This is a genomic window from Burkholderia sp. IDO3, from assembly GCF_003366075.1.
GTDB lineage: Bacteria > Pseudomonadota > Gammaproteobacteria > Burkholderiales > Burkholderiaceae > Burkholderia > Burkholderia anthina.
In genome coordinates this window covers 3,036,490-3,058,758 of record NZ_CP028962.1, presented here as the reverse complement: position 1 = coordinate 3,058,758, position 22,269 = coordinate 3,036,490, and the positions used below count along the sequence as shown (strand labels likewise).

Genomic DNA, 22,269 nt, shown 5'->3' with positions numbered 1-22,269 from the left:
ACCGCTTTGTGTTACTTCAGGTACCCCGCCGAGCCGAACCAGTCGAGCGCATCGCGCAGTCCTTCGCGGTACGGACGCGCGCGGTAGCCCAGCTCGCGCTCGGCCTTCGCGGACGTGAAATACATCTTGTTCTTCGACATCCGCAGCCCGTCGACGGTCACGAACGGCTCCTTCTTCGTGAACTTCGCGACGGCCTCCGCGCCCATCGCGAGCGGGTAGAGCGGCCAGCGCGGCAGCGCGATCGTCGGCGCCTTGCGGTGCGTCATCTGCGCGATGTCGGCCAGCATCTGCTGCAACGGCAGGTTCTCGCCGCCGAGGATGTAGCGCTCGCCGATCCGGCCGCGCTCGAGCGCGAGGAAGTGGCCGTGCGCGACATCGTCGACGTGCACGAGGTTCAGGCCGGTATCGACGAACGCGGGGATCTTGCCGAGCGCGGCCTCGACGATGATGCGGCCGGTCGGCGTCGGCTTCACGTCGCGCGGGCCGATCGGCGTCGACGGATTGACGATCACGGCCGGCAGCCCTTCGTCGGCGATCATCCGCTCGACCGCGCGCTCGGCCAGCACCTTGCTGCGCTTGTACACGCCGATCGCCTGCTCCGCCGCGAGCGGCCGGTTCTCGTCGGACGGATCGCCCGCGCTCGTGACCTTCAGCGTCGCGACGCTGCTCGTATAGACGATCCGCTCGACGCCTTCGGCGCGCGCGGCGCGCATCGTCGCGACCGCGCCTTCGAGGTTCGCGCGCTCGATCTCGTCCGGATCCGGCGCCCACAGCCGGTAGTCGGCCGCCACGTGCAGCAGGTAGCGCACGCCGCGCAGCGCGGCACGCATCGACGTCTCGTCGCGCATGTCGCCGGTCACGATCTCGGCGTCGAGGTCCGCGACGTTCGTGCGCGGGCTGGTCGGGCGCACCAGCACGCGCACCGCATAGCCTTTCTGCTGCGCGATGCGGGCGACGGCCGAGCCGACGAAACCGGACGCGCCGGTGACGAGAACGAGATCGCGGGAGGTATCAGTCATGCGTTTCCTTCAGGGCCGCGCGCGAGCGGCGCGGCAGTTGTGCGTCGGCGAGATTGTACGTGGTCGGCGCAGGCGGCGACGCGAGCGCCGCGCGGGCGGCTTCACGGGCCGTGGCGGCGCTGCGCGGCGGCCCCGCCATACGCGTGTGCGAAGCCGCCGACGCGACTACAATGCCGGGCTTGAATGCAACGGGAGGGCGACGCGATGAGCCGCAGTGAACTGGACGAACGGATCGAGACCTACTATGTGCGGGTGCGCGGCGTCGTGCAGGGCGTCGGTTTTCGTCATGCGACGGTGCGCGAGGCGCATGCGCTGAAGCTGCGCGGCTGGGTCGCGAATCTCGAGGATGGCAGCGTCGAGGCGATGATCCAGGGCCCCGGCGCGCAGATCGACCGGATGCTCGCATGGCTGCGCCACGGGCCGCCGTCCGCGCGCGTGACCGAAGTGACGTTCGAGGAGCGTCAGATGGAAAGGCGCTTCGAGCGCTTCCAGCAGCAGTAAGGCGAACACGACATGACGGGGTATCCGGAGGCCGGGCGCGGTCTCATGCTGTCGGTGATGGCGTCGACGCTGTTCGCGCTGATGTCGGTGTATGCGAAACTGCTCGCGCCGCTCACGGGGCTCGACATCTTCGCGTGGCGCGTGTTGTGGACCGTCCCCGGCGCGCTCGCGCTGATCGCGCTGCGCGGCCGCTGGCCGGCGCTCGTCGAACTCGTGCGGCGCAGCGTACGCGACTGGCGCCTGCTGATCGCGCTGCCCGTGAGCGCGGCGCTGCTCGGCCTGCAGCTGTGGCTGTTCCTGTGGGCGCCGCTGCACGGGCGCATGCTCGAAGTGTCGCTCGGTTATTTCCTGCTGCCGCTGACGATGGTGCTCGTCGGCCGCTACTACTATCACGAACGGCTCGATCCGCTGCAGTGGGCGGCGGTCGCGTGTGCGGCGCTCGGCGTCGCGCACGAGGTGTGGGCGACGCGCGCGTTCGCGTGGCCGACGCTCGTCGTCGCGCTCGGCTATCCGCCGTATTTCGTGCTGCGCCGGCGAATCAACGCCGATTCGCTGGCCGCGTTCGCGCTCGAGATCGTGCTGCTGTGTCCGGTCGCGTTCGCGATGGTGTCGACGAGCCCGACGCCGGTCGCCGGCCATCCGCTGCTGTGGGCCGTGCTGCTGCCGGGGCTCGGCGTGCTCAGCACGCTCGCGCTCGCGAGCTACCTGAAGGCGAGCCGGATGCTGCCGATGGCGCTGTTCGGGATCCTCGGCTACGTCGAGCCCGTGCTGCTCGTCGCGGTGTCGCTGCTGCTGCTCGGCGAGACGCTGAGTGTCTCGCAGCTCGCGACGTACGGACCGATCTGGGCCGCCGTCGCGCTGACCGCATGGCACAGCGCGATGCTGATGCGGCGCTTGCCGATGCGCGGCTGAACGTCGTCGCTCGCGACGCGACGGTAGCGCGAAATGGGCAGCACATCGGGCTGCGCATCGCGCGTTCCCGCTGTCGCATTTCGCGATGCTGGCGTCGAACTGGCGTCGCACTGACACCGGGCTGGCCGCGTTGCCAATTCTGTATCGCCGCTGTCATCCCCGTAATCGAACAGAAGATTCCGTTGCACTTTGTTACTTAGGGTATCCCCGAGCGGCCGTTAGACTGACCTGACCGTCTTCTCTTCGTATGCAGCTTTTCCATGAACGGTCATCTCCGTGCCGGGCCGGCCGGGTTGGCGCGATGCGAGCATACGCGTATCGCCGCTGATTTCGCTCGCCCTTTCCTTTCCGGTCTTTCCGGCCTTTCCGCCGGCGCGTGTCGCGCCTTCGTCGTGCAGGTGTGCGCATGTCGTTGAGCGCGCCGCCCTCCGCCCCGGTTTCGCCCGCGCGCGGCGGCCGCCTGATCGAAGTCGATTTCTTCCGCGGCATCGTGTTGCTGATGATCGTCGTCGACCACATCGGCGCGAGCGTGCTGTCGCGCGTGACGCTCCACGCGTTCGCGCTGTGCGACGCGGCCGAAGTGTTCGTGTTCCTCGGCGGCTTCGCGACCGCGAGTGCGTACGGCGCGATCGCCGACCGGCACGGCCCGCGCGCCGCGCAGCGGCGGTTCGTGCGCCGCGCGATGCAGATCTACCGCGCGTTTCTCGCGACGTCGACGCTGATGCTCGTCGTGTCCGCCGTGCTCGACCATTACGGGATCGATGCGCCGAACCTCGCGCTCGACGACGTCAGCGTGATGCTCGCGTCGCCGCTCACCGGCCTCGCCGAGCTGCTGACGTTCCAGCGCCAGCCGTATCTCGCGTCGGTGCTGCCGATGTACGTGCTGTTCGCGCTCGCGTCGCCGGTGATCGTGCCGTTCGCGCGCCGCCATCCGTGGCTGCTCGTCGGCTGCAGCGCGGCGTCTTGGCTCGCGGCCGGCTGGCTCGGCCCCGAACTGCTGGATACCGATTCGTTCCGCTGGAGCTTCAACCCGTTCGCGTGGCAGTTGATGTTCGTCGCCGGCGTGCTCGCGCGCTGCCAGCCCGTCTACCGACGCATCGCGCTCGGCCGCTGGAGCGCCGCGGCGACCGGCGTCGCATGCGCGATCGTGATCGGCTGCGCGAGCTACAAGCTGCTGTCGGGGCTGCCGGTGCCGGAAGGCGTGCTCAAGCGCGATCTCGCGCTGCCGCGCATCGTCAGCTTCGCGGCGGTCGCGTGGCTGATGGCCGACTTCGTGCGCTACGGCTGGATCGCGCGGATCGCGCGCGCGGTGCGGCCGGTCGTCACGGTCGGCCAGCGCGGGCTGATCTGCTTCGTCGCGGGTGCCGCGATCTCGCTCGTCATCGATTCGCTGCTGCATCCGGTCGCGCACGGCGCCGAGCTGCGGCATATCGGCGTGGGCCTCGCGGCCGACGCATGCGCGGTCGGACTGATGATTGCCGTGGCGGGTTCGGGAACGTGGTTCGCGCGATGGCGCGGCGCGGCCGCGTAAGCAACGGCGGCGGGCGCGCACGCGGCACGGAAGGTGCCGCGCGGCTGCGGTGACGTCAGTGAGGCGAGCCGATGCGGGAGCGGGGGACGGCGTTCGGATCGTCGGATTCGGCGTCGTCGCGTGCGTCGGACTTCGGATCGTCCTGCTCCGCGAGCACCGCGTCGGCTTCGGCTGCCGCCCGGGCGGCGCGCAGTGCGGTGCAGCGCTGCGCGTGCCGGATGTCGGACAGTATCCTCAACAGCCGTGTCGTTCTGCTTTTCATGGCTTTCTCCCGCCAGTGCGCATCGCGACGGATCGGATGCGCTGTTGCAACCAGTGTAGGACGTGCTGGCCGCGCCGGCGGGAGAATGTGGCGTGCATGCCGCACGCCGAGGGATAGTACTTACTGGGCCGAGACCATCGCTTGCGCCTGCAGCGTCTCTTCTTCGCGGCGCGCTTCCGCGCAGCGTTGATGCTGGCGCGACAGGCGGTTCATCATCGGCAGCAGCAGCAGGGCGAGCAGCATGCCGATCGCGGCGAGCCAGCCGAGCTTCTCGAACAGCGACAGGTAGAGCGGCAGCGATTCGGCGGCCGGCAGGTCGTGCGACGGCATCTGCGCGAAGTTCGCGACGACGCTGCCGAGGTACTGCGACACACCCGTCGCGACGAAATACGCGCCCATCATGAAGCCGCTCATGCGCGCCGGCACGTAGCGGGCGATCATCGCGAGGCCGAGGCCGCTCACCAGCAGTTCGCCGAGCGAGTAGAGCCCGTAGCCCCACACCATGAACCACGACGACACGCGACCGTCCACCGCGTAGCGGCCGCTGATCGTGAACACCAGGTAGCCGGCGGCCACCGCGCCGAAGCCGAGCGCGTACTTCGCCGCGACCGGCAGGTCGCGGCCGGCCTTCGAGAACGCGTTGTAGACCCACACGAGCACCGGGCTCAGCATCATGATCCAGATCGGGTTCAGCGCCTGGAACTGCGCGGCGCTCCACGTGAACAGCGTCGTGCCGAACAGGATGAAGCGCGGATCGACGTTGCGCAGCGCGAACAGCGTCAGCGACGTCGACATCTGCACGTAGAAGATGAAGAACAGGATCACCTGGCCGATCAGCACGAGCGCGGCGATCAGGCCTGCGCGCTCCGAGCGCTCCGACTTCGCGATCATGTACGCGAAGATCGCGAGGATCGCGAATGCCGCCGTCCACACGCTCGCGACCGCGAGCTGCTTGTGCTGCAGCACGTACAGCGTGGCGAGCGCGAGCGCGACGCCGCCTGCCGCCACGCCGCCGAGGCGCTTCCAGCGGATCGGCTGATCGTCGGGCTGCGAGCCGATGTGCGCGAGCGTGCGGTGCATCAGCATGAAGTTCAGGATCGCGAGCAGCATGCCGGCGCAGCAGACCGCGAACGCGGCGTGCCAGCCCCAGTGATCCTTGATCCACGGCGTCGCGAGCATCGACACGGTCGAGCCGATGTTGACCGCCATGTAGTAGATCGTGAACGCGCTGTCGATGCGCGCATCGTCGCCTTCGTAGATGCGGCGCACGAGGTTCGCCGCGTTGGCCTTGAACAGCCCGTTGCCGACGACGATCACGCCGAGCGACGCGTACATGTACGACAGCGCATCGTTCGGGAACGCCAGCATCAGGTAGCCTGCGCACAGCACGGCCGCGCCGATGATCATCGTGCGACGGGCGCCGAGCACCTTGTCGCCGATCCAGCCGCCGATCGACGGCGACGCGTAGACGAGCGCGGTGAACGCGCCCCAGGTCAGGTTCGCATGGCTGTCGGTGAAACCGAGCCTGTCGACCATGAAGAGGACCAGGAGCGCGGCCATGCCGTAGTAGCCGAAGCGCTCCCACATTTCGATGAGGAAGACCGTCGTAAACGATCGGGTTTGAGAAACAGGTGCGTGCATCATCAATCTCGTTTGAAACGGACGGCGCGGATCGCGCGTCGCCTTGGGGGTCGAACTGGCGCCGGAGCACAGTGGCCGGGTAGGCTTAGCGTCGGCGATGGAACAGACCCTGGCCCGGGCCGGGGTCGGACTCCACCTGGTAAGGTGGTGCGAGGCCCCGACCGGCGCGCGCGTGGTAGCGCTCGCCGGTCCGGTGCGTCAGGTCCGCGCCACTCAGGGAAACTCCCGATATGGCAGCAGCTTTCAGGAACATTTGTCTCATCATCTACTTGTAAGCTTGGCGCCCGGCTCTCGGAAGATTCCCGGAGAGCCGCTTGCAGCTTGCCTGTGAAGCCGGCGAGTCTGGCAAGATAGCGCGTCGTTTCGCTCGCTTCGTGCCCTGTTTAGTGCACCGGGCTCAACACCGAAGACATGGGCGAACCCGAAGACTAAGCCATATCGATCTAACTTAGTTACTTTCCATCAAACATTTTTTGACGACCACTTTTCGGCCTGCTATGGTTCCCCCCACTGAAAACTCGCGGTCAGCAGATGCTGCCGCGCTGGGCAGCAAGATTCGCGCGTTGCGCCAACGACTGAAGCGCACGCTCGACGACACCGCTACCGCCGCGGGGATTTCGAAGCCGTTTCTGTCTCAAGTCGAGCGCGGGCTCGCGTCGCCGTCGCTGACGTCGCTGGCCGGCATCGCACAGGCACTCGGCGTGACGGTGCAGTACTTCGTGGATACGCCGAGCGAGGAACGCTCGGTCTGTCGAGGCGAGCAGTTGCGCTTCTTCGGGTTCGCCGATTCGGCGAACCTGTTCGCGAGGCTGACGAACGTATCCGAAGGGCGTCAGCTCGAGGCGATTCTCGTGCGGATGCCGCCGGGACAGAAGCGTTCGGAGGTGACGACACATGCGGGAGAGGAGTTCCTGTATGTGATTGAAGGGGAAGTGTCGCTGACGCTGGAAGGCAAGACGTTCGTCCTGCAGGCCGGCGACAGTTCGCACTATCAGTCGACGGTCCCGCACAGCTGGGTCAACACCGCGAACGTCGAGTCGGTGGTGGTCTGGGTCGGTACACCGAGACTGTTCTAACGCACAGGTATTCCTTCGTTTCGAAGACGGAATGCCTGTCGAAAGAAACGTAAGGAATACTAAGATGCAATACGAGAATCACGGGCCTCCTCAATCGCTGTACCCGTCAGCGTCTCACGCGTAAGCCGCGGCATCCGCCGCGCGACGCTCACCGAAAAAACCTTCTCAAGACTGCCACGATGAAATCCTTGCATGCCATGTCGGCCGTGCTGGCCGCGCTCGCCCTGACGGCGCCCGCAGCCCACGCCGTTACCGTTCCGTCGAATGTCGCGCTCGCTCCTCAACAGGACCTGACGCGCCAGGTGCCCGCCGAAGTCGAGTCGCTCGACCCGGCGCACATCGAATCGTGGACCGGCAACACGATCGGCCTCGACCTGTTCGAAGGGCTCGCCCGCATCGACGCGACCGGTCAGGTCGTGCCGGGCGTCGCGCAATCGTGGGAACGCAAGACGCCGCAGACGTGGATCTTCAAGCTGCGCCACGACGCGAAGTGGAGCAACGGCCAGCCGGTGACGGCCGCCGATTTCGTCTATTCGTGGGAGCGCCTCGTCGATCCGAAGACGGGCTCGAAGTACACGATCCTCGTCGAATTCGTGAAGAACTCGAAGGACATCATCGCCGGCAAGGCCGCGCCGACGACGCTCGGCGTGCGCGCGATCGACCCGTACACGCTGGAGGTGACGACCGACGTGCCCGTCGCGTTCTTCCCCGAGCTGACCGCAATGGCGCCGCTCGCGCCGGTGAACAAGGACACCGTCGCGAAGTTCGGCGACGCGTGGACGCGCCCGGGCAACATCGTCAGCAACGGTGCGTACCAGCTCGTCGACTGGCAGCCGAACAACCGCATCGTGGTCGCCAAGGACGCGAAGTACTGGAATGCGCCGAAGGTCGTGATCAACAAGGTCACGTACCTGCCGATCGAAAGCGACGAAACCGCGATGCGCATGTACCAGGCCGGCCAGATCGACTACAGCTACTCGATCCCGTCGGGCATCTTCCAGCAGGTCAGCAAGCAGTTCGGCGGCGAACTGCGCCCGGGCCTGCAGCTCGCGACCTACTACTACTACCTGAACAACAGCGACGCGGCGCTGAAGGACAAGCGCGTGCGCCAGGCGCTGTCGATGGTGATCGATCGCGACGTGCTCACGTCGAAGCTCACGCAGGCCGGCGAGAAGCCGATGTACGGCCTGATGCCGAACGGCACGAAGGGCGCGCAGCCGTTCACGCCGGCATGGGCGTCGTGGCCGATGGCCAAGCGCATCGCGGCCGCGAAGGACCTGCTGAAGCAGGCCGGCTATTCGGATGCGAAGCCGCTGTCGTTCACGCTCACCTACAACACCAACGACCTGCACAAGAAGGTCGCGCTGTTTACCGCATCGGAATGGCGCACGAAGCTCGGCATCGACACGAAGCTCGAGAACGTCGAGTTCAAGGTGCTGATGAAGGCGCGTCATGACGGCAAGGTGCAGATCGCGCGCGACGGCTGGTTCGCCGACTACAACGACGCGATGACCTTCTTCGACCTGATCCGCTGCGGCAGCTCGCAGAACACCGTCGGCTACTGCAACAAGCAGGCCGACGCGCTCGTCGACGAAGGCAACCAGAAGCTCGACGACAAGGCGCGCGCCGCGCTGCTCACGCAGGCGCACGACATGGCGATGAACGACACGCCGATGGTGCCGCTGTTCCAGTACTCGGCCGACCGTCTCGTGAAGCCCTACGTGGGCGGCTACTCGCTGAAGAACGTGATCGACATGCGTGCTTCGCAGGACCTGTACCTGATCAAGCACTGAGCGGAGCGATCATGCTGGCCTACGCATTGAGACGCACGTTGTGGGCGGTGCCGACGATTCTCGCCGTCATCACCGTCTGCTACCTGCTGCTGCATTTCACGCCCGGCGGCCCGTTCGATACGGAGAAGCAGCTGTCCGCGGCGACGCTCGCGAACCTGAACGCGAAGTACCACCTCGACGAGCCGCTGTGGAAGCAGTACCTGCTGTATCTCGGTTCGCTGCTGCACGGCGATCTCGGCCCGTCGTTCCGTTACGTCGACTGGTCGGTGAACGATCTCGTGAAGAAGGCGCTGCCCGTGAGTCTCGGCGTGGGCGGCGTGTCGATCCCGATCTCGATCGTGTTCGGCGTGCTGCTCGGCACCGTCGCGGCCGTGCGCCGCGACAGCCTGATCGACCGCTTCGTGATGCTGATCGGCAACTTCGGCAACGTCGTGCCGCCATTCGTGCTCGGCCCGGTGCTGGTGTGGATCTTCGCGATCCTGCTGAAGACGTCGGCCGGCAACGGCTGGCTGCCGGCCGGCGGCTGGGGCGACGGCAGCTGGCAGTACCGGCTGCTGCCGATCGTGCTGCTGACCCTCATCAACGTGTCGCTGCTCGCTCGCGTGATGCGCGGGTCGATGATCGAGACGCTGTCGAGCAACTACATCCGCACCGCGCGCGCGAAGGGCCTGCCGGGCGCGACGATCGTGCTGCGCCATGCGCTCAAGCCCGCGCTGATGCCGGTCGTGTCGCTGTTCGGCACGGTCTGCATCTCGTCGATCACCGCGGCCGTCGTCACCGAATCGGTGTTCGCGCTGCCGGGGCTCGGCCAGCTCGTCGTGAACGGCGCCATCAACCGCGACTACACGCTGGTGCTGGGCCTCGTCGTGCTGACGACCGTCTGCGCGGTGCTGTTCAACCTGCTGGTCGACCTCGCATACGCGTGGCTCGATCCGCGCATCCGTTACTGAGCGAGGCACTGCGATGACTCCGACTACGCCTGTCGTCAGTCTGCCCGTGCAGACCGACTCGCCGCCGCGTTCGCGCTCGCCGCTGGCGCTCGCGTTCGCGCGCTTCCTTCACAACCGTGCGGCCGTGTTCAGCCTCGTGCTGCTCGCGCTGATCACGCTCGCGTGTTTCGTCGGCCCGTGGCTGCTCGCGGCCGATCCCGCCGCGAGCGACTGGGGTTCGATCAGCTTGCCGCCGACCCTCGCGAACCAGCACTGGTTCGGCACCGACGAGCTCGGCCGCGACCTGCTCGTGCGCACGCTGATCGGCGGCCGCGTGTCGATCGAGGTCGGCCTGCTCGGCACGCTCGTGTCCGGCCTGTTCGGCGTCGCGTGGGGCGCGACCGCCGGCTTCGCGGGCGGCCGCGTCGACTCCGCGATGATGCGCGTCGTCGACATGATGTACGCGATCCCGTACCTGCTGATCGCGATCCTGATGATGACCCTGTTCGGCCGCTCGTTCATGCTGGTCGTGCTGACCATCAGCGCGTTCTCGTGGATCGACATGGCGCGCGTCGTGCGCGGCCAGACGCTGTCGCTGCGCAACCGCGAGTTCGTCGATGCGGCGCGCGCGATCGGCGTGTCGCCGGCGTCGATCGTGCTGCGCCACGTCGTGCCGAACCTGCTCGGCGTGGTCGTCGTGTACGCGACCGTGTCCGTGCCGAACATCGTGCTGACCGAATCGGTGCTGTCGTTCCTCGGCCTCGGCGTGCAGGAGCCGATGACGAGCTGGGGCGTGCTGATCCAGGACGGCGCGCAGAAACTGGAATCGATGCCGTGGCTGCTGCTGGCACCGGCCGTCATGCTCTGCGTGACGCTCTACTGCGTGAACTTCGTTGGCGACGGCCTGCGTGACGCGCTCGACCCGAAGGATCGCTGAGATGGCTGCTCTACTGGAAGTTGAAAACCTCGGCGTGCGCTTCACGCGCAAGGACGCGCCGCCGATCGACGCCGTGAGCGGCGTGTCGTTCTCGCTCGAAGCCGGCAAGACGCTCGGCATCGTCGGCGAATCGGGCTCGGGCAAGAGCCAGACCGTGATGGCGCTGCTCGGCCTGCTGGCCGGCAACGGCACGACGACGGGCGCCGCGCGCTATCGCGGCGACAACCTGCTCGAGATGGATACCCGCGCGCTGAACGCGGTGCGCGGCGACCGGATCGCGATGATCTTCCAGGATCCGATGACGTCGCTCAATCCGTTCCTGACGATCGAGCGGCAGATGACCGAGACGCTGCAGCTGCATCGCAAGCTGTCGCGCAAGGAGGCGACCCGGCGCGCGATCGAGGCGCTCGAGTCGGTGCGCATCCCCGACGCGGCGCGCCGCATCCGGATGTATCCGCACGAGTTCTCGGGCGGCATGCGCCAGCGCGTGATGATCGCGATGGCGCTCCTGTCCGAGCCGGAAATCCTGATCGCCGACGAGCCGACCACCGCGCTCGACGTGACCGTGCAGGCGCAGATTATCGATCTGCTGCGCGAGCTGAACCGCGAGCGCGGCACCGCGATCGTGCTGATCACGCACGACATGGGCGTGGTCGCCGGCCTCGCGGACGACGTGATGGTCATGTATGCGGGCCGCACCGTCGAATACGCGCCGGCCGATTCGATCTTCGCCGCGCCGTCGCATCCGTACACGATCGGCCTGCTCAACGCGCTGCCGCGCCTGACCGATGCGGACGATGCACCGCTCATTGCGATTCCCGGCAATCCGCCGATGCCCGGCACCGCGCCGGCCGGCTGCGCGTTCGCGAAGCGCTGCACCTATGCGGAGGAGCGCTGCGGTGCCGCGCGCCCCGCGCTCGAAACCTATGGCGCCATGGGCGCGGTGCGCGCGTGCCACCGGCCGCTGGCCGATCTGACGGGAGGCCTGCGATGAGCGTCAATGAACGCCGCGATGCCGGCGCGACGGGCGACACGCTGCTGTCCGTCGAGCATCTGAAGGTGCATTTCCGCGTGCCGCTCGGCGGCTATCCGTGGTCGCCGAAGGGCACGCTGCGGGCCGTCGACGGCGTGTCGTTCGACGTGAAGCGCGGCGAGACGGTCGGGCTCGTCGGCGAGTCGGGCTGCGGGAAGTCGACGCTCGCCCGCGCGCTGATCGGCCTCGTGCCGATGACCGCCGGCACCGTGCGCTGGCGCGGCGAAGCGGTGGCATCCGATCACCTGCGTGGCACCGCGATGCGCCGCGAAGTGCAGATGATCTTCCAGGATCCGCTCGCGTCGCTCGATCCGCGCATGACGATCGAGCAGATCGTCGCGGAACCGCTCGTCACGCACCACGCGGGCCTCGGCCGCACCGAAGTGCGCCGCCGCGTGATCACGATGCTCGAGCGCGTCGGCCTGAATGCGCATCACCTGCTGCGCTATCCCCATGAATTTTCCGGCGGGCAGTGCCAGCGCGTCGGTATCGCGCGTGCGCTGATCGGCGAGCCGAAGCTCGTGATCTGCGACGAACCCGTGTCGGCACTCGACGTGTCGATCCAGGCGCAGATCGTGAACCTGCTGCGCGATCTGCAGCGCGAACTGTCGTTGTCCTATCTGTTCGTCGCGCACGACCTGGCGGTGGTGAAGGCCATCAGCCAGCGCGTGCTCGTGATGTATCTCGGCCGCGTGATGGAGTTCGGCACGCGGCATGACGTGTACGGCGTGCCGCAGCACCCGTACACGAAGGCGCTGCTCGATGCGGCGCCGACGCCGGAGCCGGCGCGCGAGCGTGCTCGCCGTCCGATGCTGCTGGCGGGCGAGATGCCCTCGCCGCTGAACCCGCCGTCGGGCTGCGCGTTCCGCACGCGCTGCCCGGTTGCGATCGACGCGTGCGCGCAGGACGTGCCGCTGCCGGAAGTGCGGCAGGGCTCGGCCGCGCGGGTCGCGTGCATCCGCGCGGGCGTGGTGGCGTGAAGTGACGTAACGCAGCAAACATAACCAGGCAGGTCGACAGGGGTAGGTGCGGCGCGAACGATCTTCGCGCCGCGGGTACAGGCGCGCCTTTAGCCGGGCGAGCCGGGGGGCCGGAAGCGGATCGCGACCGGCGTGGACGATATCAACACAAGACGAGAATTACGATGAAAAAGCAGAAGACGATCGGGACGGCATCGAAGATGCTGCTTGCATGGGGCCTGCCGGCACTGGCCGGCGTATCGCTGAGCGGCGTCGCCCACGCCGACGACGCGGCCCCGGCCCCGCTGACGGTCGCGCAGGCCGCGCCGGCCGCGGGCACGAGCACGGCCGTTGCGCAGGCAACTACCCCGAACGCCATTGTCAACGCCGAAGCGAGCCAGGCCGTCACGCCGCCCGATGAACCGTCGGCCCAGTCGAAGTCCAAGGGCTTCATCGCCGACAGTCATCTCGATTTCGTGTTCCGCAACTATTCGGACTTGCTCGACAACAAGGGCGGCCCGCATCGTCACGCGTGGATCCAGGGCGTGATGGCGAACTTCGAGTCCGGCTACACCGCGGGCCTGATCGGCTTCGGCGTGGATGCGTCGCTGTACGCGGCCCTGAAACTCGACGGCGGCGCCGGCGGGGGCAATATGGTGCACGTGGCGAAGGGCGGCGGCGGCTCGAACCAGCTCGCATGGGCGTATCCGGGCATTTACGACGTGAAGGCGCGCATCTCGAACACGGTGGTCAAGTACGGTCTGCAGGCCGTCGACAACCCGTTCATGGAGCAGCACGACAACCGTGCGCTGCCGCCGACGTTCCTGGGCGCGACGATCGTCAGCAACGAATTCAAGAACGTGATGCTCGAGGCCGGCAGCTTCACGAAGACCGATGCGCGCGGCCGCACGACGCTCACCAACCTCACGACGCAGTACGGCGGCACGCGCGTCAACCGGCTGACCTACGTCGGCGGCACGTGGGACTACTCGCCGAACGGCGAGGTCGCGCTGTACGCGAACCAGGCCGACGACGTGTGGCACCAGTACTATGCGTCGGTGAAGCACAGCATCGGCAGCACGCAGACGATCAAGTGGACGGGCTTCGGCAACGTCTACTCGACGCACGACACGGGCGATTCGCTGCAGGGCAAGATCGACAACAACGCGTACAGCCTGTCGCTGGCCGCGCAGCACGGTCCGCACGAGTTGCTGCTCGGCTACCAGCAGATCCTCGGCGACCAGTTCTTCGACTACATCACCGAGACGAACGGCATCTTCCTGGCCAACTCGATGGACGTCGACTACAACGCGCCGCACGAAAAGTCGCTGCAGCTGCGTTACACGTTCTACGGCAAGGAAGCGGGCCTGCCGGGCTTCAAGGCGATGATCTGGGGCGTGACGGGCTGGGGGGCGGACGGCAGCGCGGGCGCGGCGAACGACCCGACCAAGTCGAGCATCTACTGGAGCAACGGCGCGCCGGTGCAGGGCCGTCACCACGAGTTCGGCTTCATCCCGTCGTACACGTTCCAGAGCGGCAAGCTGAAGGACACGAAGGTCACGTTCATCGCGATGTGGCACAACGGTTCCGCGCACTACTCGGACGCGACGAACCGCGAGTACCGCCTGGTCGTGAACGTGCCGCTGCACGCGTTCTGATCGAAGGGGGGCGCAAGGCCCCCCGCGGTATGTGCCGCTTCGCGCGGCCGGCCTGCAGTCAGTCCGATCAGGCCGGCTTGTGCAGGCCCGCCACCGGATCGTTCGCGGCGGGCATGTCTTCCAGCAGCGACGTGAGCTGGCGGCCCGTGTCGCGCCATGCGTCGAGGCCGCCGCGCAGCGGCAGCGCATCGGTGAAGCCTGCATCGAGCAGGCGCTTGGCCATCAGCGCGGCCGTCACCTCGTTCGGGCACGAGCAGTACACGACGAACTTCTGCGACAGCGGGTAGCGCGCGACGATGTCTTCGATGTGCCGCTCGTCCGCGAACTGCGCGCCGGGAATCGTGAACGGGTCGAGCTTGCGGTGCTCGGGCGAGCGTACGTCGAGGACCACCGGCGCCACAGGGTCGCTCAGCAGCAGCTCGAGTTCGTCGACGCCGATCCGTGCGCTCGCGAGCTGGCGGATCAGCGCGCGGCGGCGCATCCAGCGCACGGCCGCATAGATCGCGAGCAGCGCGACGATCACCAGCAGTACCGCGCGACCGAGCCGGCTCGCGCCGGCGAACAGCCAGTCGATCTGCCGGTAGAACACGAGCCCCGCCCCCAGCCCGACGATCGTCCACAACGCGGCGCCGAGCGCGTCGTAGCCGGCGAACGTGCGATAGCGCGTGCCGAGCGCGCCGGCCATCGGCACGGAGACGAGCGACAGTCCGGGAATGAAGCGTGCTACCGCGAGCACGCGCACACCGTAGCGGCCGAAGAAGCGTTCGGTCTTCTTCACGCAGGTATCGCGCGACAGCGACAGCCGGCAGATCGTCTTCAGCGTCGTGCCGCCGTAACGCCGCCCGGCGAGGTACCACGCCGTGTCGCCGATCAGCGCACCGAGCACCGACAGCGCGATCACCGTCACGAGCTGCGAGCCGATCATGTCCGGATGCATCGCGGCCATCGCGCCGAACAGCACGAGCGTCGGCATCGCCGGCACCGGCAGGCCGATGGCCGCGGCGAGCACGTTGGCGAAGACGAGAAGCGGCCCGTATTGGGCGACGAGGTCACGGAGCATGACGGCTGGCCGAAAAGGATGTGCGCGGGAGAGGATGCGCAGATGGGCCGATTATCGGCCATTTTCAACCCGGCGGCGGGAACGGCGGAAAGCGCCTGATGGCGGCAGGGAGATGTCGGTGAGCCGGCGCGCCGGGCGCGGCTCACCGTTCGGAATCAGGAGGGGGTGCGGGCGAGCGATGCGGCGCCGTGGTTTTCGCCGGGCAGCTCGGCGCCGTGCGAGCGGATCGCCGCGATCAGTTCGGCCGGCGTGATCTCGTAGCGGACCTCGCGGTGGATGCCGGGCTTGCGTTCGTCGATCTCGATCAGCAGCACGCTCTTGCCGTCGCCGGTTGCTTCGAGCCGGAGCGAGCGCAATTCGCGGCCGTCGGCCGGGTCGTGTTCGGTGAGCAGGGTCATTGCCCCGGATGAGCCGGAAGTGCGCATCGAACCTATCCTCGTGTCGTGGATGCCTGGTTGGCGAAGATGTCGTTATTGAATGCAGCTTGACGAAGTTTAACGCGAACGGGCCGCAACACGGAGCATTTTCGTGGGCGCGAAATGAGGGCTATACCACCTATCCTTCTGATGTTTGGGTCGCGCCGGGCGGGCGTTTCAGCCGGATCGGGCCGCGCGGCGAGCGGCGCCCGGCCGGCGTGCTTCCGGCCGGGCAGCGGCGGTGGCGTCAGAAGCGGTCGGCGAGCCCCATTGCCGGATCGCTGACCGAGTGGCGGCCCGTTTCGACACGGCCGGCCACGCGGCGCGAGAAGCGCGCATCGCTGTCGGCGGTGACGACGAAGTCGTACCAGTGCCCGGTCGAGTCGAGCGTCCAGTGCAGCTCCGACTGGCTGCCGGCACGCACCGTGACCGTCCACGTCGTGCCCGTGTCGTTGCCGTGTCCGCGCCCGTGACCGTTGCCGTCCTGGTTGCCGTGATCGTCGTGCGCGCCATGGCCGGACAGGGCGCCGTATACCTTGTTCGACTTCACCGTGAAGCGCACCGTGCCGCCGCCGTCGTTGCGCAGCCGCAGATGCAGGTTGCCGCTCCCGCCCGCGTAGCCGACCCGCACTTCCGGCTGCGGTGCGCGCGGGCCCGCGAGCCGGGCCAGGTCGCCGGTGAAGCGGCGGTGATAGCCGTTCGGGCCGAGCACCCACAGGTCATATTTACCGCTGTCGTCGGCCTGCGCCGCCCAGTCGCCGCGCAGTGCCTTGCCCGGTTCGACGACGTAGCGGCGCGGCACGCGGTCCAGGTGCAGCTTGTCGTACACGTGGAACACCGCCGCCGCGCGGCCCGTGTTCGCGAACTTCAGCGTGACGGTGCCCTTGCCGACGTCAGCCTGCGCGCTCGCATGCAGCTCGTACGGCAGTGCCCGCGACGGGCGCACGCCGGTGGCCTGCGCGGGCAGCGACGGGGCGGCCGGCGGCGTGATTTTCGGCGCGGCCTGCTGCGCGGCGCTCAGCGCGTCGACCTGGCTTTTCGTCGTGCGGCCCGCGAGCGTCGGCAGCGGTTCGTTGTTCGGCGTGCGGAAGTTGAACGCGCTCGTCAGGTCGCCGCACACCGCGCGGCGGTACGCGCCGATCTGCGGTTCCGCGACGCCGAAGCGCTTCTCCAGGAAGAGCAGCGTCGACGTATGGTCGAACACCTGCGAGTTGACCCAGCCGCCGCGGCTCCACGGCGATACCACCCACATCGGCACGCGCGGGCCGGGGCCGTACGGACGGCCGTCGGCCGCCGGCTGGCTCGACGTGGCCGGCGCGAAGTCGTGATATTCGACGGCCACGTCGGCGTTCGCGAGCGTATGGCCGCCCGCGAGCGTGCCGTCCGCGTTGCGCGACGGCACGGCCGGCGACGGCATGTGATCGAAGAAACCGTCGTTCTCGTCGTAGTTGATCAGCAGTACGGTCTTGCTCCACACGTCCGGGTTCGCGGTGAGCGCATCGAGCACCGCCTGCACGTACCACGCGCCCTGCGCGGGGCTCGACGGCCCCGGATGTTCGCTGTACACCGACGGCGGGACGATCCACGACACTTCGGGCAGCTTGCCGTTGCGGATGTCGTCGCGGAACGTTTCGAGGAAGCCGTACGGCATCGTGTTGCCGAACCCTTTCGCGAGCGGGCTCAACGGATCGTCGATCGCCGGATCGTAGAACGCGCCGGCCGCCGTCACCGGCTGCGTGATGTCCGTCGACGCGACGTACGCGGGCCGGCGCGCGGCCGGCATCTGTTCGATCGCGGCGCGCCAGTGGCGAAAGCTCATCATCTCGTTGCAGCCGAAGTTGTCGATCAGGCTCTGGTAGACCTTCCACTTCACGCCGGCCTGCTGCAGCCGGTCGGCGTAGGTCGTCCACGTCCACCCCTGGCTCGACGGGCCGATGTCGTTGCCGCCGTTGAACTGGTTGTTCAGCGCGGCGAGCTTCACGCGGCTGCCGTCGGCCGGGCTGATGCCGTTCGGGCCGTTGGTGCCGCTCCAGTAGAACAGGCGGTTCGCGATCGTGCCCGTGTGCATCCCGCAGTGATAGTGGTCGCACAGCGTGAACGCGTCGGCGAGCGCGCGCTGGAACGGCACTTCCGCCGCGTCGTAATAGCCCATCGACAGCGGCGTCTTCGCGTCGGGCCAGCGGTTCATCCGGCCGTGGTCCCACGCGGCCTGTGCGTCGGCCCACGTGTGCGGCGTGCCGCCCGCGCGCTGCGCGTTGCCCTGGCTCGCATCGAGGTGGTATGGCGTGAAGGTCGTCGCGGGCGTCGTTTGCGTATACGTCTGGTAGAACACGTCGCGGCCGTTCGGCGACGGCACCGCGAAGCGGTCGCCGTAACCGCGTACGCCCTTGAACGTGCCGAAGTAGCCGTCGAACGCGCGGTTCTCCATCATCAGCAGTACGACGTGCTTGACGTCGTGGAGCGTGCCCGTTTCGTGAAACGCGGGAATCGCGAGCGCGCGGCGGATGCTCGGCGGAAACGCGGACAGCGCGGCGGCGGCGAGGCCTGAAGTGGCGGTCTTCTGAAGGAATGTGCGGCGTGACGTCATGGCGTTCGGATCCTGTGATGGTGGGCGCGTGCGTGACCGGGGCCAGCCGCGTCCCATGCGTCGTCCCCCCCGGGACGATCCGCGATGCATGTGCGTTCGAGTGCGTCGGCCGTTGCCGCGATCCTGCGCCCGGCACGCGTCGTGATGCGCGGGGGAGGATGTCGGCACGTGCTGGCCCGGTGAGTGACGGTCAGGGCGCGGCCCAGTCTAGGGCGTGCAGATGACGTCGACGTGATGCCGAAATGACATGGCCTGCCCGTGCAGATGACGTTGCGGGCGCAACTAATCGGTTACTGTCGAGATGGCGTGGAGGTGGCAAGAAATTACCGGTTTGTGCGAGCGTATCGGGCAGGAATTTCCGATTGCGTGATGTCTGCATGAAGGCTGTGTGACATCGTGTCGTTGTGCATGCAACGGCACCGGCCAGTTCGGCGGCCATGTTTCATTCGCGTGAAATCGGATAAGCGCGATGCGTTGTTGCGTACTCGCAGCAGCATCCCCCCGACCGATACTTTCGACTCCACCCGGTCATGACCGATATCACCATTCGGCACAGCGAGATGCACGACATCGACGCGATCCGGCACATCGTCGCGCACCCCGCGGTGTACCTCGACACGCTGCAGCATCCGTATCCGTCGCACGAGAAATGGCGGCAGCGGCTCGAACGCATTCGCGAACACGGCGTGAGCCTCGTCGCCGAAATCGACGGCACGGTGGTCGGCCATCTCGGGCTGCATCCAGAACAGAACCCGCGCCGCCGTCATGCCGCGTCGCTCGGGATGATGGTCGATGCGTCGCATCACGGCCGCGGCATCGGCACCCGGCTGCTCGCGGCGGCGATCGAGCTCGCGGAAAACTGGCTGAACATCACGCGCATCGAACCGACCGTGTTCGTCGACAACGTCGCGGCGGTCGCACTCTACGAAAAGCACGGATTCCGGATCGAAGGCGAAGCGCCGGACTATGCGCTGTGCGACGGTGTGTATGCGTCGGTGTACCAGATGGCGCGGGTCAGGCCGCGACGGTAAAGGAAGCGCGCGTGCGCGATGCCGCGCGTCATGTTCATTCGAGCATGCGTTCGTTTCAGGCGGTCGCGCGAATCGTATCGTCGAGCGATTTGCCGGCTGCCGCGAATGCGTACGAGCGACAAGCGTTCGCACACATTCGCGGCGTCGGGCACACTGATCGATGCAGGGCCGTACGACGCATCCGAGGCGTTGTTGAAGGCCGAATTGCCGCGTCCGTCGACGCCGTACTACTTCATGTCAGGGCTTGCCGCGAAGGCGAAGGCGAATGCGAAGGCGCGCGGCGACGAGGCCGTGGCGCGCGACGGGTACCGCAAGGTCTGCGATTCGGCGAGCGGATCGGCGGTGAAGTTGCGCCGGGGACCTATTTCGCGAATGCGGTCGCGCTGGCGCCGGACGATTCGGCGCGGATCGAAGGGATTGCCGCGAGCATGTTTGCGCAGGCCAGCAAGACCCGGGATGCGTTTTACGGGGCGAACCTGCGTGCGCTGACCAAGGTGGTCGCGCAACTGAATCGGTGGCGCGATGGCGGCGCTCAGGGCGCGTCGGTTCGGTCGGTCGTCAGGCAGTTCGACGGGGTGGGCGCGGAGCTGCCGGCGGCGATCCGCAGGCAGCGGCGCGCGCGATGCTGATCCGGCCCGTGAAAGCGTGACGCTGTGACGGCGGGTGAACCGTCGAGCGGGCCGGGTGCTGCGTTGCTTCGGTTACTGGCCCGACTCCGACGATGCGCCGCGCGCGCTGCCGTAGCCGGCACCTTGCTGCCGCGCGATCTTTGCTTCGGCGGAAACGATGCTGGCCGGGTAGAACCAGTCGCTCGACTGGAAGCCGGCCTGCTTGAGCGCCTTCACTTCGGCGTGAACCTGTGCACGCGTGAGCGGCGCGTTCGACTGCGCTTGCGCAGCGAGCGGGGCCGATACGGCCAGGGCGATGGCAACTGCATGGATCAGGTGCTTCATGATCGGAACCTCCATGTTTTCGGCGGGGCGGCCGGCCTTCGTTCGACGAAGCGGCGGCGGTTGAAAACAGTGTAGGCCCGGCCGCGCACGGGAAAAATGCGATCGCTCCCAACGCAGTGTTCTGCTGCGGGCAACAATGGGTGGGAGGCGATGATGGGGTGGCGGGCGGTGCCGGATGGCGGCGCGTGACGGATGCCGGTGCGCTGGCGCTGCGTGGTAGCGGGGGCTGGGGTGAGGGAGGGGCCGGGCTGGCTGGATGCCCATTCCGGGCAGTCCGCCGGAGGTTGCGGGCAAACCGATCGGCGAGCGCTGCGTATTGCGGCGCAGGCGTGTCGAACCGACGTAGAGGAAAGGGGCAGGAAGGGAGCGGGGAGGGTACGGGAGGCGCGGAGCGCCGGCCGCGTCGATGCGGCCGGCCGGGCGGGGCGGCGCATGGTGCGCCGCCCGATGCGGATGCTTACACGAGGCCCGTCGCGTAGTACACGGCGATCACGAAGAACACCGCAAGCGTCTTGATCACGGTGACCGCGAAGATGTCGCGATACGACTCGCGGTGCGTGAGGCCTGTCACCGCGAGCAGCGTGATGACCGCGCCGTTGTGCGGCAGCGTGTCCATGCCGCCGCTGGCCATCGCGACGACCCGGTGCAGCACTTCCAGCGGAATGTTGGCCGCTTGCGCGCCCTTGATGAACAGGTCCGACATCGCGGCGAGCGCGATGCTCATCCCGCCCGACGCCGAACCGGTGATGCCGGCGAGCGAGCTGACCGAAACGGCCGCGTTCACGAGCGGGTTCGGAATGCTCTTCAGCGCATCGCTGACGACGAGGAAGCCCGGCAGCGCGGCGATCACGCCGCCGAAGCCGTATTCCGATGCCGTGTTCATCGCGGCGAGCAGCGCGCCGGCGACGGCGGCCTTCGAACCCGTCGCGAAGCGGCCGCTGACGCGCTTGAACGCGGTCAGGAGGACCACCACGATGCCGAGCAGCAGCGCAGCCTCGACCGACCAGATCGCGACGACGGTCTTGATCGACGTCGTGACCGGCGCGTGCACGCCGGGCAGCACGTCCGGCGCGACCGTGTACGACGCGGCGCCGTACCATTGCGGGATCAGCTTCGTGAATGCGAAGTTCGACACACCGACGAGGATCAGCGGCAGGATCGCCAGCGCCGGATTCGGCAGTGCCTTCGTTTCGACGCGTTCCGGCTCGTTGACGAGCGACGTGCCGTAGCCTTCGCCCTTCGCCATCGCGGAACGACGGCGCCATTCCAGATACGTGAGGCCGACGGCGATGATGAACAGCGAGCCGATCGTGCCGAGCGCCGGTGCGGCCCAGGCGGTCGTCTTGAAGAACGTGGTCGGGATGATGTTCTGGATCTGCGGCGTGCCCGGCAGCGAATCCATCGTGAACGAGAACGCGCCGAGTGCGATCGCGCCGGGCATCAGCCGTTTCGGAATGTTGCTCTGGCGATAGAGTTCGGCCGCGAACGGATACACCGCGAACACCACGACGAACAGCGACACGCCGCCATAGGTGAGCAGCGCGCACACCGCGACGATCACCGCATTCGCGCGCGAGCGGCCGATGTAGCGGATCGCGGCATGGACGATCGACTCGGAGAACCCGGACAGTTCGATCACCTTGCCGAACACGGCGCCGAGCATGAACACGGGGAAATACAGTTTGACGAAGCCAACCATCTTCTCCATGAAGATTCCGGAGAAGACCGGCGCGACGGCGGCGGGTTCGGTCAGCAGGACCGCGCCGAGCGCGGCGATCGGCGCGAACAGAATCACGCTGTAGCCGCGATACGCGGCGAACATCAGGAACGCCAGCGCGGCGAGGACGATCACGAAAGACAAGGGAGTCTCCTAATGGCTTTGAATGGCTTTGGTTGTTGTTCGATCGCGACGCGTCGCGGACCGGCTCAGGTTCCTGCAGGTTTCGTGCCATAGGCCGGATTGCGCCGCCG

19 protein-coding genes and 1 pseudogene are annotated in these 22,269 nt (G+C 67.5%); 12 read left to right on the top strand and 8 right to left on the bottom strand.

The features are described from left to right. Positions 1 to 11 precede the first annotated feature (11 nt). Positions 12 to 1,019: a hopanoid-associated sugar epimerase gene (gene hpnA / locus DCN14_RS14040; protein WP_096507840.1), complete on the bottom strand. Its 1,008-nt coding sequence runs from the start codon at positions 1,017 to 1,019 to the stop codon at positions 12 to 14. Between the two features lie 204 nt (positions 1,020 to 1,223). Here hpnA and DCN14_RS14030 point away from each other — a divergent pair, with 204 nt between their 5' ends. From DCN14_RS14030 to DCN14_RS14015, 3 genes are all read left to right on the top strand, one after another. Then, positions 1,224 to 1,520, top strand: a complete 297-nt coding sequence (locus tag DCN14_RS14030; RefSeq protein ID WP_096507839.1) for an acylphosphatase — start codon at positions 1,224 to 1,226, stop codon at positions 1,518 to 1,520. Positions 1,521 to 1,532: 12 nt separating this feature from the next. Continuing rightward, complete coding sequence (rarD, locus tag DCN14_RS14025; RefSeq protein ID WP_096507838.1) at positions 1,533 to 2,432, top strand: EamA family transporter RarD; 900 nt, start codon at positions 1,533 to 1,535, stop codon at positions 2,430 to 2,432. Positions 2,433 to 2,838: 406 nt separating this feature from the next. Continuing rightward, entirely contained in the window at positions 2,839 to 3,963 is a 1,125-nt protein-coding gene (locus DCN14_RS14015; RefSeq protein ID WP_096507837.1) for an OpgC domain-containing protein, read from the top strand. A gap of 55 nt (positions 3,964 to 4,018) precedes the next feature. Here DCN14_RS14015 and DCN14_RS14010 read toward each other — a convergent pair whose 3' ends face one another. Both DCN14_RS14010 and DCN14_RS14005 read right to left on the bottom strand, forming a co-directional pair. Then, complete coding sequence (locus DCN14_RS14010) at positions 4,019 to 4,225, bottom strand: hypothetical protein (RefSeq protein ID WP_096507836.1); 207 nt, start codon at positions 4,223 to 4,225, stop codon at positions 4,019 to 4,021. 120 nt (positions 4,226 to 4,345) lie between these two features. Continuing rightward, entirely contained in the window at positions 4,346 to 5,869 is a 1,524-nt protein-coding gene (locus DCN14_RS14005) for a peptide MFS transporter (protein ID WP_096507835.1), read from the bottom strand. A 494-nt stretch (positions 5,870 to 6,363) separates the two neighbouring features. Between DCN14_RS14005 and DCN14_RS13995 the strand changes: the two genes are divergently transcribed. From DCN14_RS13995 to DCN14_RS13965, 7 genes are all read left to right on the top strand, one after another. Then, entirely contained in the window at positions 6,364 to 6,942 is a 579-nt protein-coding gene (locus DCN14_RS13995; RefSeq protein ID WP_096507834.1) for a cupin domain-containing protein, read from the top strand. Positions 6,943 to 7,121: 179 nt separating this feature from the next. Continuing rightward, positions 7,122 to 8,735 (top strand): peptide ABC transporter substrate-binding protein, encoded by a 1,614-nt coding sequence (locus tag DCN14_RS13990; RefSeq protein WP_096507833.1) that lies wholly within the window; start codon positions 7,122 to 7,124, stop codon positions 8,733 to 8,735. A gap of 11 nt (positions 8,736 to 8,746) precedes the next feature. After that, positions 8,747 to 9,685 (top strand): ABC transporter permease subunit, encoded by a 939-nt coding sequence (locus DCN14_RS13985; RefSeq protein WP_096507832.1) that lies wholly within the window; start codon positions 8,747 to 8,749, stop codon positions 9,683 to 9,685. 13 nt (positions 9,686 to 9,698) lie between these two features. After that, positions 9,699 to 10,601, top strand: coding sequence for an ABC transporter permease subunit (locus DCN14_RS13980; protein ID WP_096507831.1), 903 nt, complete (start codon positions 9,699 to 9,701; stop codon positions 10,599 to 10,601). Between the two features lies 1 nt (position 10,602). Further along, on the top strand, positions 10,603 to 11,595 hold the full coding sequence (locus tag DCN14_RS13975; protein WP_096507830.1) for an ABC transporter ATP-binding protein: 993 nt from the start codon (positions 10,603 to 10,605) through the stop codon (positions 11,593 to 11,595). Beyond that, positions 11,592 to 12,614 (top strand): oligopeptide/dipeptide ABC transporter ATP-binding protein, encoded by a 1,023-nt coding sequence (locus DCN14_RS13970; protein ID WP_162826201.1) that lies wholly within the window; start codon positions 11,592 to 11,594, stop codon positions 12,612 to 12,614. Before DCN14_RS13975 ends, DCN14_RS13970 begins: the two co-directional genes overlap by 4 nt. A 164-nt stretch (positions 12,615 to 12,778) precedes the next feature. Then, positions 12,779 to 14,251, top strand: a complete 1,473-nt coding sequence (locus DCN14_RS13965; RefSeq protein WP_096507828.1) for an OprD family porin — start codon at positions 12,779 to 12,781, stop codon at positions 14,249 to 14,251. Positions 14,252 to 14,318: 67 nt separating this feature from the next. Here DCN14_RS13965 and DCN14_RS13960 read toward each other — a convergent pair whose 3' ends face one another. The 3 genes from DCN14_RS13960 to DCN14_RS13945 form a co-directional block, all read right to left on the bottom strand. Next, on the bottom strand, positions 14,319 to 15,311 hold the full coding sequence (locus DCN14_RS13960) for a DedA family protein/thiosulfate sulfurtransferase GlpE (protein WP_096507827.1): 993 nt from the start codon (positions 15,309 to 15,311) through the stop codon (positions 14,319 to 14,321). 155 nt (positions 15,312 to 15,466) lie between these two features. Beyond that, positions 15,467 to 15,736 carry a hypothetical protein gene (locus DCN14_RS13950; protein WP_096507826.1) on the bottom strand — a complete coding sequence of 90 codons (270 nt, stop codon included), beginning with the start codon at positions 15,734 to 15,736 and terminating at the stop codon, positions 15,467 to 15,469. 238 nt (positions 15,737 to 15,974) lie between these two features. Beyond that, positions 15,975 to 18,314 carry a phospholipase C, phosphocholine-specific gene (locus tag DCN14_RS13945; protein WP_096507825.1) on the bottom strand — a complete coding sequence of 780 codons (2,340 nt, stop codon included), beginning with the start codon at positions 18,312 to 18,314 and terminating at the stop codon, positions 15,975 to 15,977. Between the two features lie 530 nt (positions 18,315 to 18,844). Here DCN14_RS13945 and DCN14_RS13940 point away from each other — a divergent pair. Then, the gene (locus DCN14_RS13940; protein WP_096507824.1) at positions 18,845 to 19,345 is read left to right on the top strand and encodes a GNAT family N-acetyltransferase; all 501 of its coding nucleotides are present in this window, start codon (positions 18,845 to 18,847) and stop codon (positions 19,343 to 19,345) included. 77 nt (positions 19,346 to 19,422) lie between these two features. Continuing rightward, positions 19,423 to 19,994, top strand: a pseudogene (locus DCN14_RS13935) (thioredoxin family protein); the annotation flags it as partial. A gap of 52 nt (positions 19,995 to 20,046) precedes the next feature. Here DCN14_RS13935 and DCN14_RS13930 read toward each other — a convergent pair. Further along, entirely contained in the window at positions 20,047 to 20,298 is a 252-nt protein-coding gene (locus DCN14_RS13930; RefSeq protein WP_096507877.1) for a DUF4148 domain-containing protein, read from the bottom strand. A 457-nt stretch (positions 20,299 to 20,755) separates the two neighbouring features. After that, complete coding sequence (locus DCN14_RS13925; protein ID WP_096507823.1) at positions 20,756 to 22,159, bottom strand: GntP family permease; 1,404 nt, start codon at positions 22,157 to 22,159, stop codon at positions 20,756 to 20,758. Positions 22,160 to 22,269: the final 110 nt, after the last annotated feature.

Excerpts from the sequence above, each read along its gene's own strand:
- hpnA (WP_096507840.1), bottom strand. The coding sequence starts at position 1,019 with ATGACTGATACCTCCCGCGATCTCGTTCTCGTCACCGGCGCGTCCGGT.
- DCN14_RS14030 (WP_096507839.1), top strand. The coding sequence starts at position 1,224 with ATGAGCCGCAGTGAACTGGACGAACGGATCGAGACCTACTATGTGCGG.
- rarD (WP_096507838.1), top strand. The coding sequence starts at position 1,533 with ATGACGGGGTATCCGGAGGCCGGGCGCGGTCTCATGCTGTCGGTGATG.
- DCN14_RS14015 (WP_096507837.1), top strand. The coding sequence starts at position 2,839 with ATGTCGTTGAGCGCGCCGCCCTCCGCCCCGGTTTCGCCCGCGCGCGGC.
- DCN14_RS14010 (WP_096507836.1), bottom strand. The coding sequence starts at position 4,225 with ATGAAAAGCAGAACGACACGGCTGTTGAGGATACTGTCCGACATCCGG.
- DCN14_RS14005 (WP_096507835.1), bottom strand. The coding sequence starts at position 5,869 with ATGATGCACGCACCTGTTTCTCAAACCCGATCGTTTACGACGGTCTTC.
- DCN14_RS13995 (WP_096507834.1), top strand. The coding sequence starts at position 6,364 with ATGGTTCCCCCCACTGAAAACTCGCGGTCAGCAGATGCTGCCGCGCTG.
- DCN14_RS13990 (WP_096507833.1), top strand. The coding sequence starts at position 7,122 with ATGAAATCCTTGCATGCCATGTCGGCCGTGCTGGCCGCGCTCGCCCTG.
- DCN14_RS13985 (WP_096507832.1), top strand. The coding sequence starts at position 8,747 with ATGCTGGCCTACGCATTGAGACGCACGTTGTGGGCGGTGCCGACGATT.
- DCN14_RS13980 (WP_096507831.1), top strand. The coding sequence starts at position 9,699 with ATGACTCCGACTACGCCTGTCGTCAGTCTGCCCGTGCAGACCGACTCG.
- DCN14_RS13975 (WP_096507830.1), top strand. The coding sequence starts at position 10,603 with ATGGCTGCTCTACTGGAAGTTGAAAACCTCGGCGTGCGCTTCACGCGC.
- DCN14_RS13970 (WP_162826201.1), top strand. The coding sequence starts at position 11,592 with ATGAGCGTCAATGAACGCCGCGATGCCGGCGCGACGGGCGACACGCTG.
- DCN14_RS13965 (WP_096507828.1), top strand. The coding sequence starts at position 12,779 with ATGAAAAAGCAGAAGACGATCGGGACGGCATCGAAGATGCTGCTTGCA.
- DCN14_RS13960 (WP_096507827.1), bottom strand. The coding sequence starts at position 15,311 with ATGCTCCGTGACCTCGTCGCCCAATACGGGCCGCTTCTCGTCTTCGCC.
- DCN14_RS13950 (WP_096507826.1), bottom strand. The coding sequence starts at position 15,736 with ATGCGCACTTCCGGCTCATCCGGGGCAATGACCCTGCTCACCGAACAC.
- DCN14_RS13945 (WP_096507825.1), bottom strand. The coding sequence starts at position 18,314 with ATGACGTCACGCCGCACATTCCTTCAGAAGACCGCCACTTCAGGCCTC.
- DCN14_RS13940 (WP_096507824.1), top strand. The coding sequence starts at position 18,845 with ATGACCGATATCACCATTCGGCACAGCGAGATGCACGACATCGACGCG.
- DCN14_RS13930 (WP_096507877.1), bottom strand. The coding sequence starts at position 20,298 with ATGAAGCACCTGATCCATGCAGTTGCCATCGCCCTGGCCGTATCGGCC.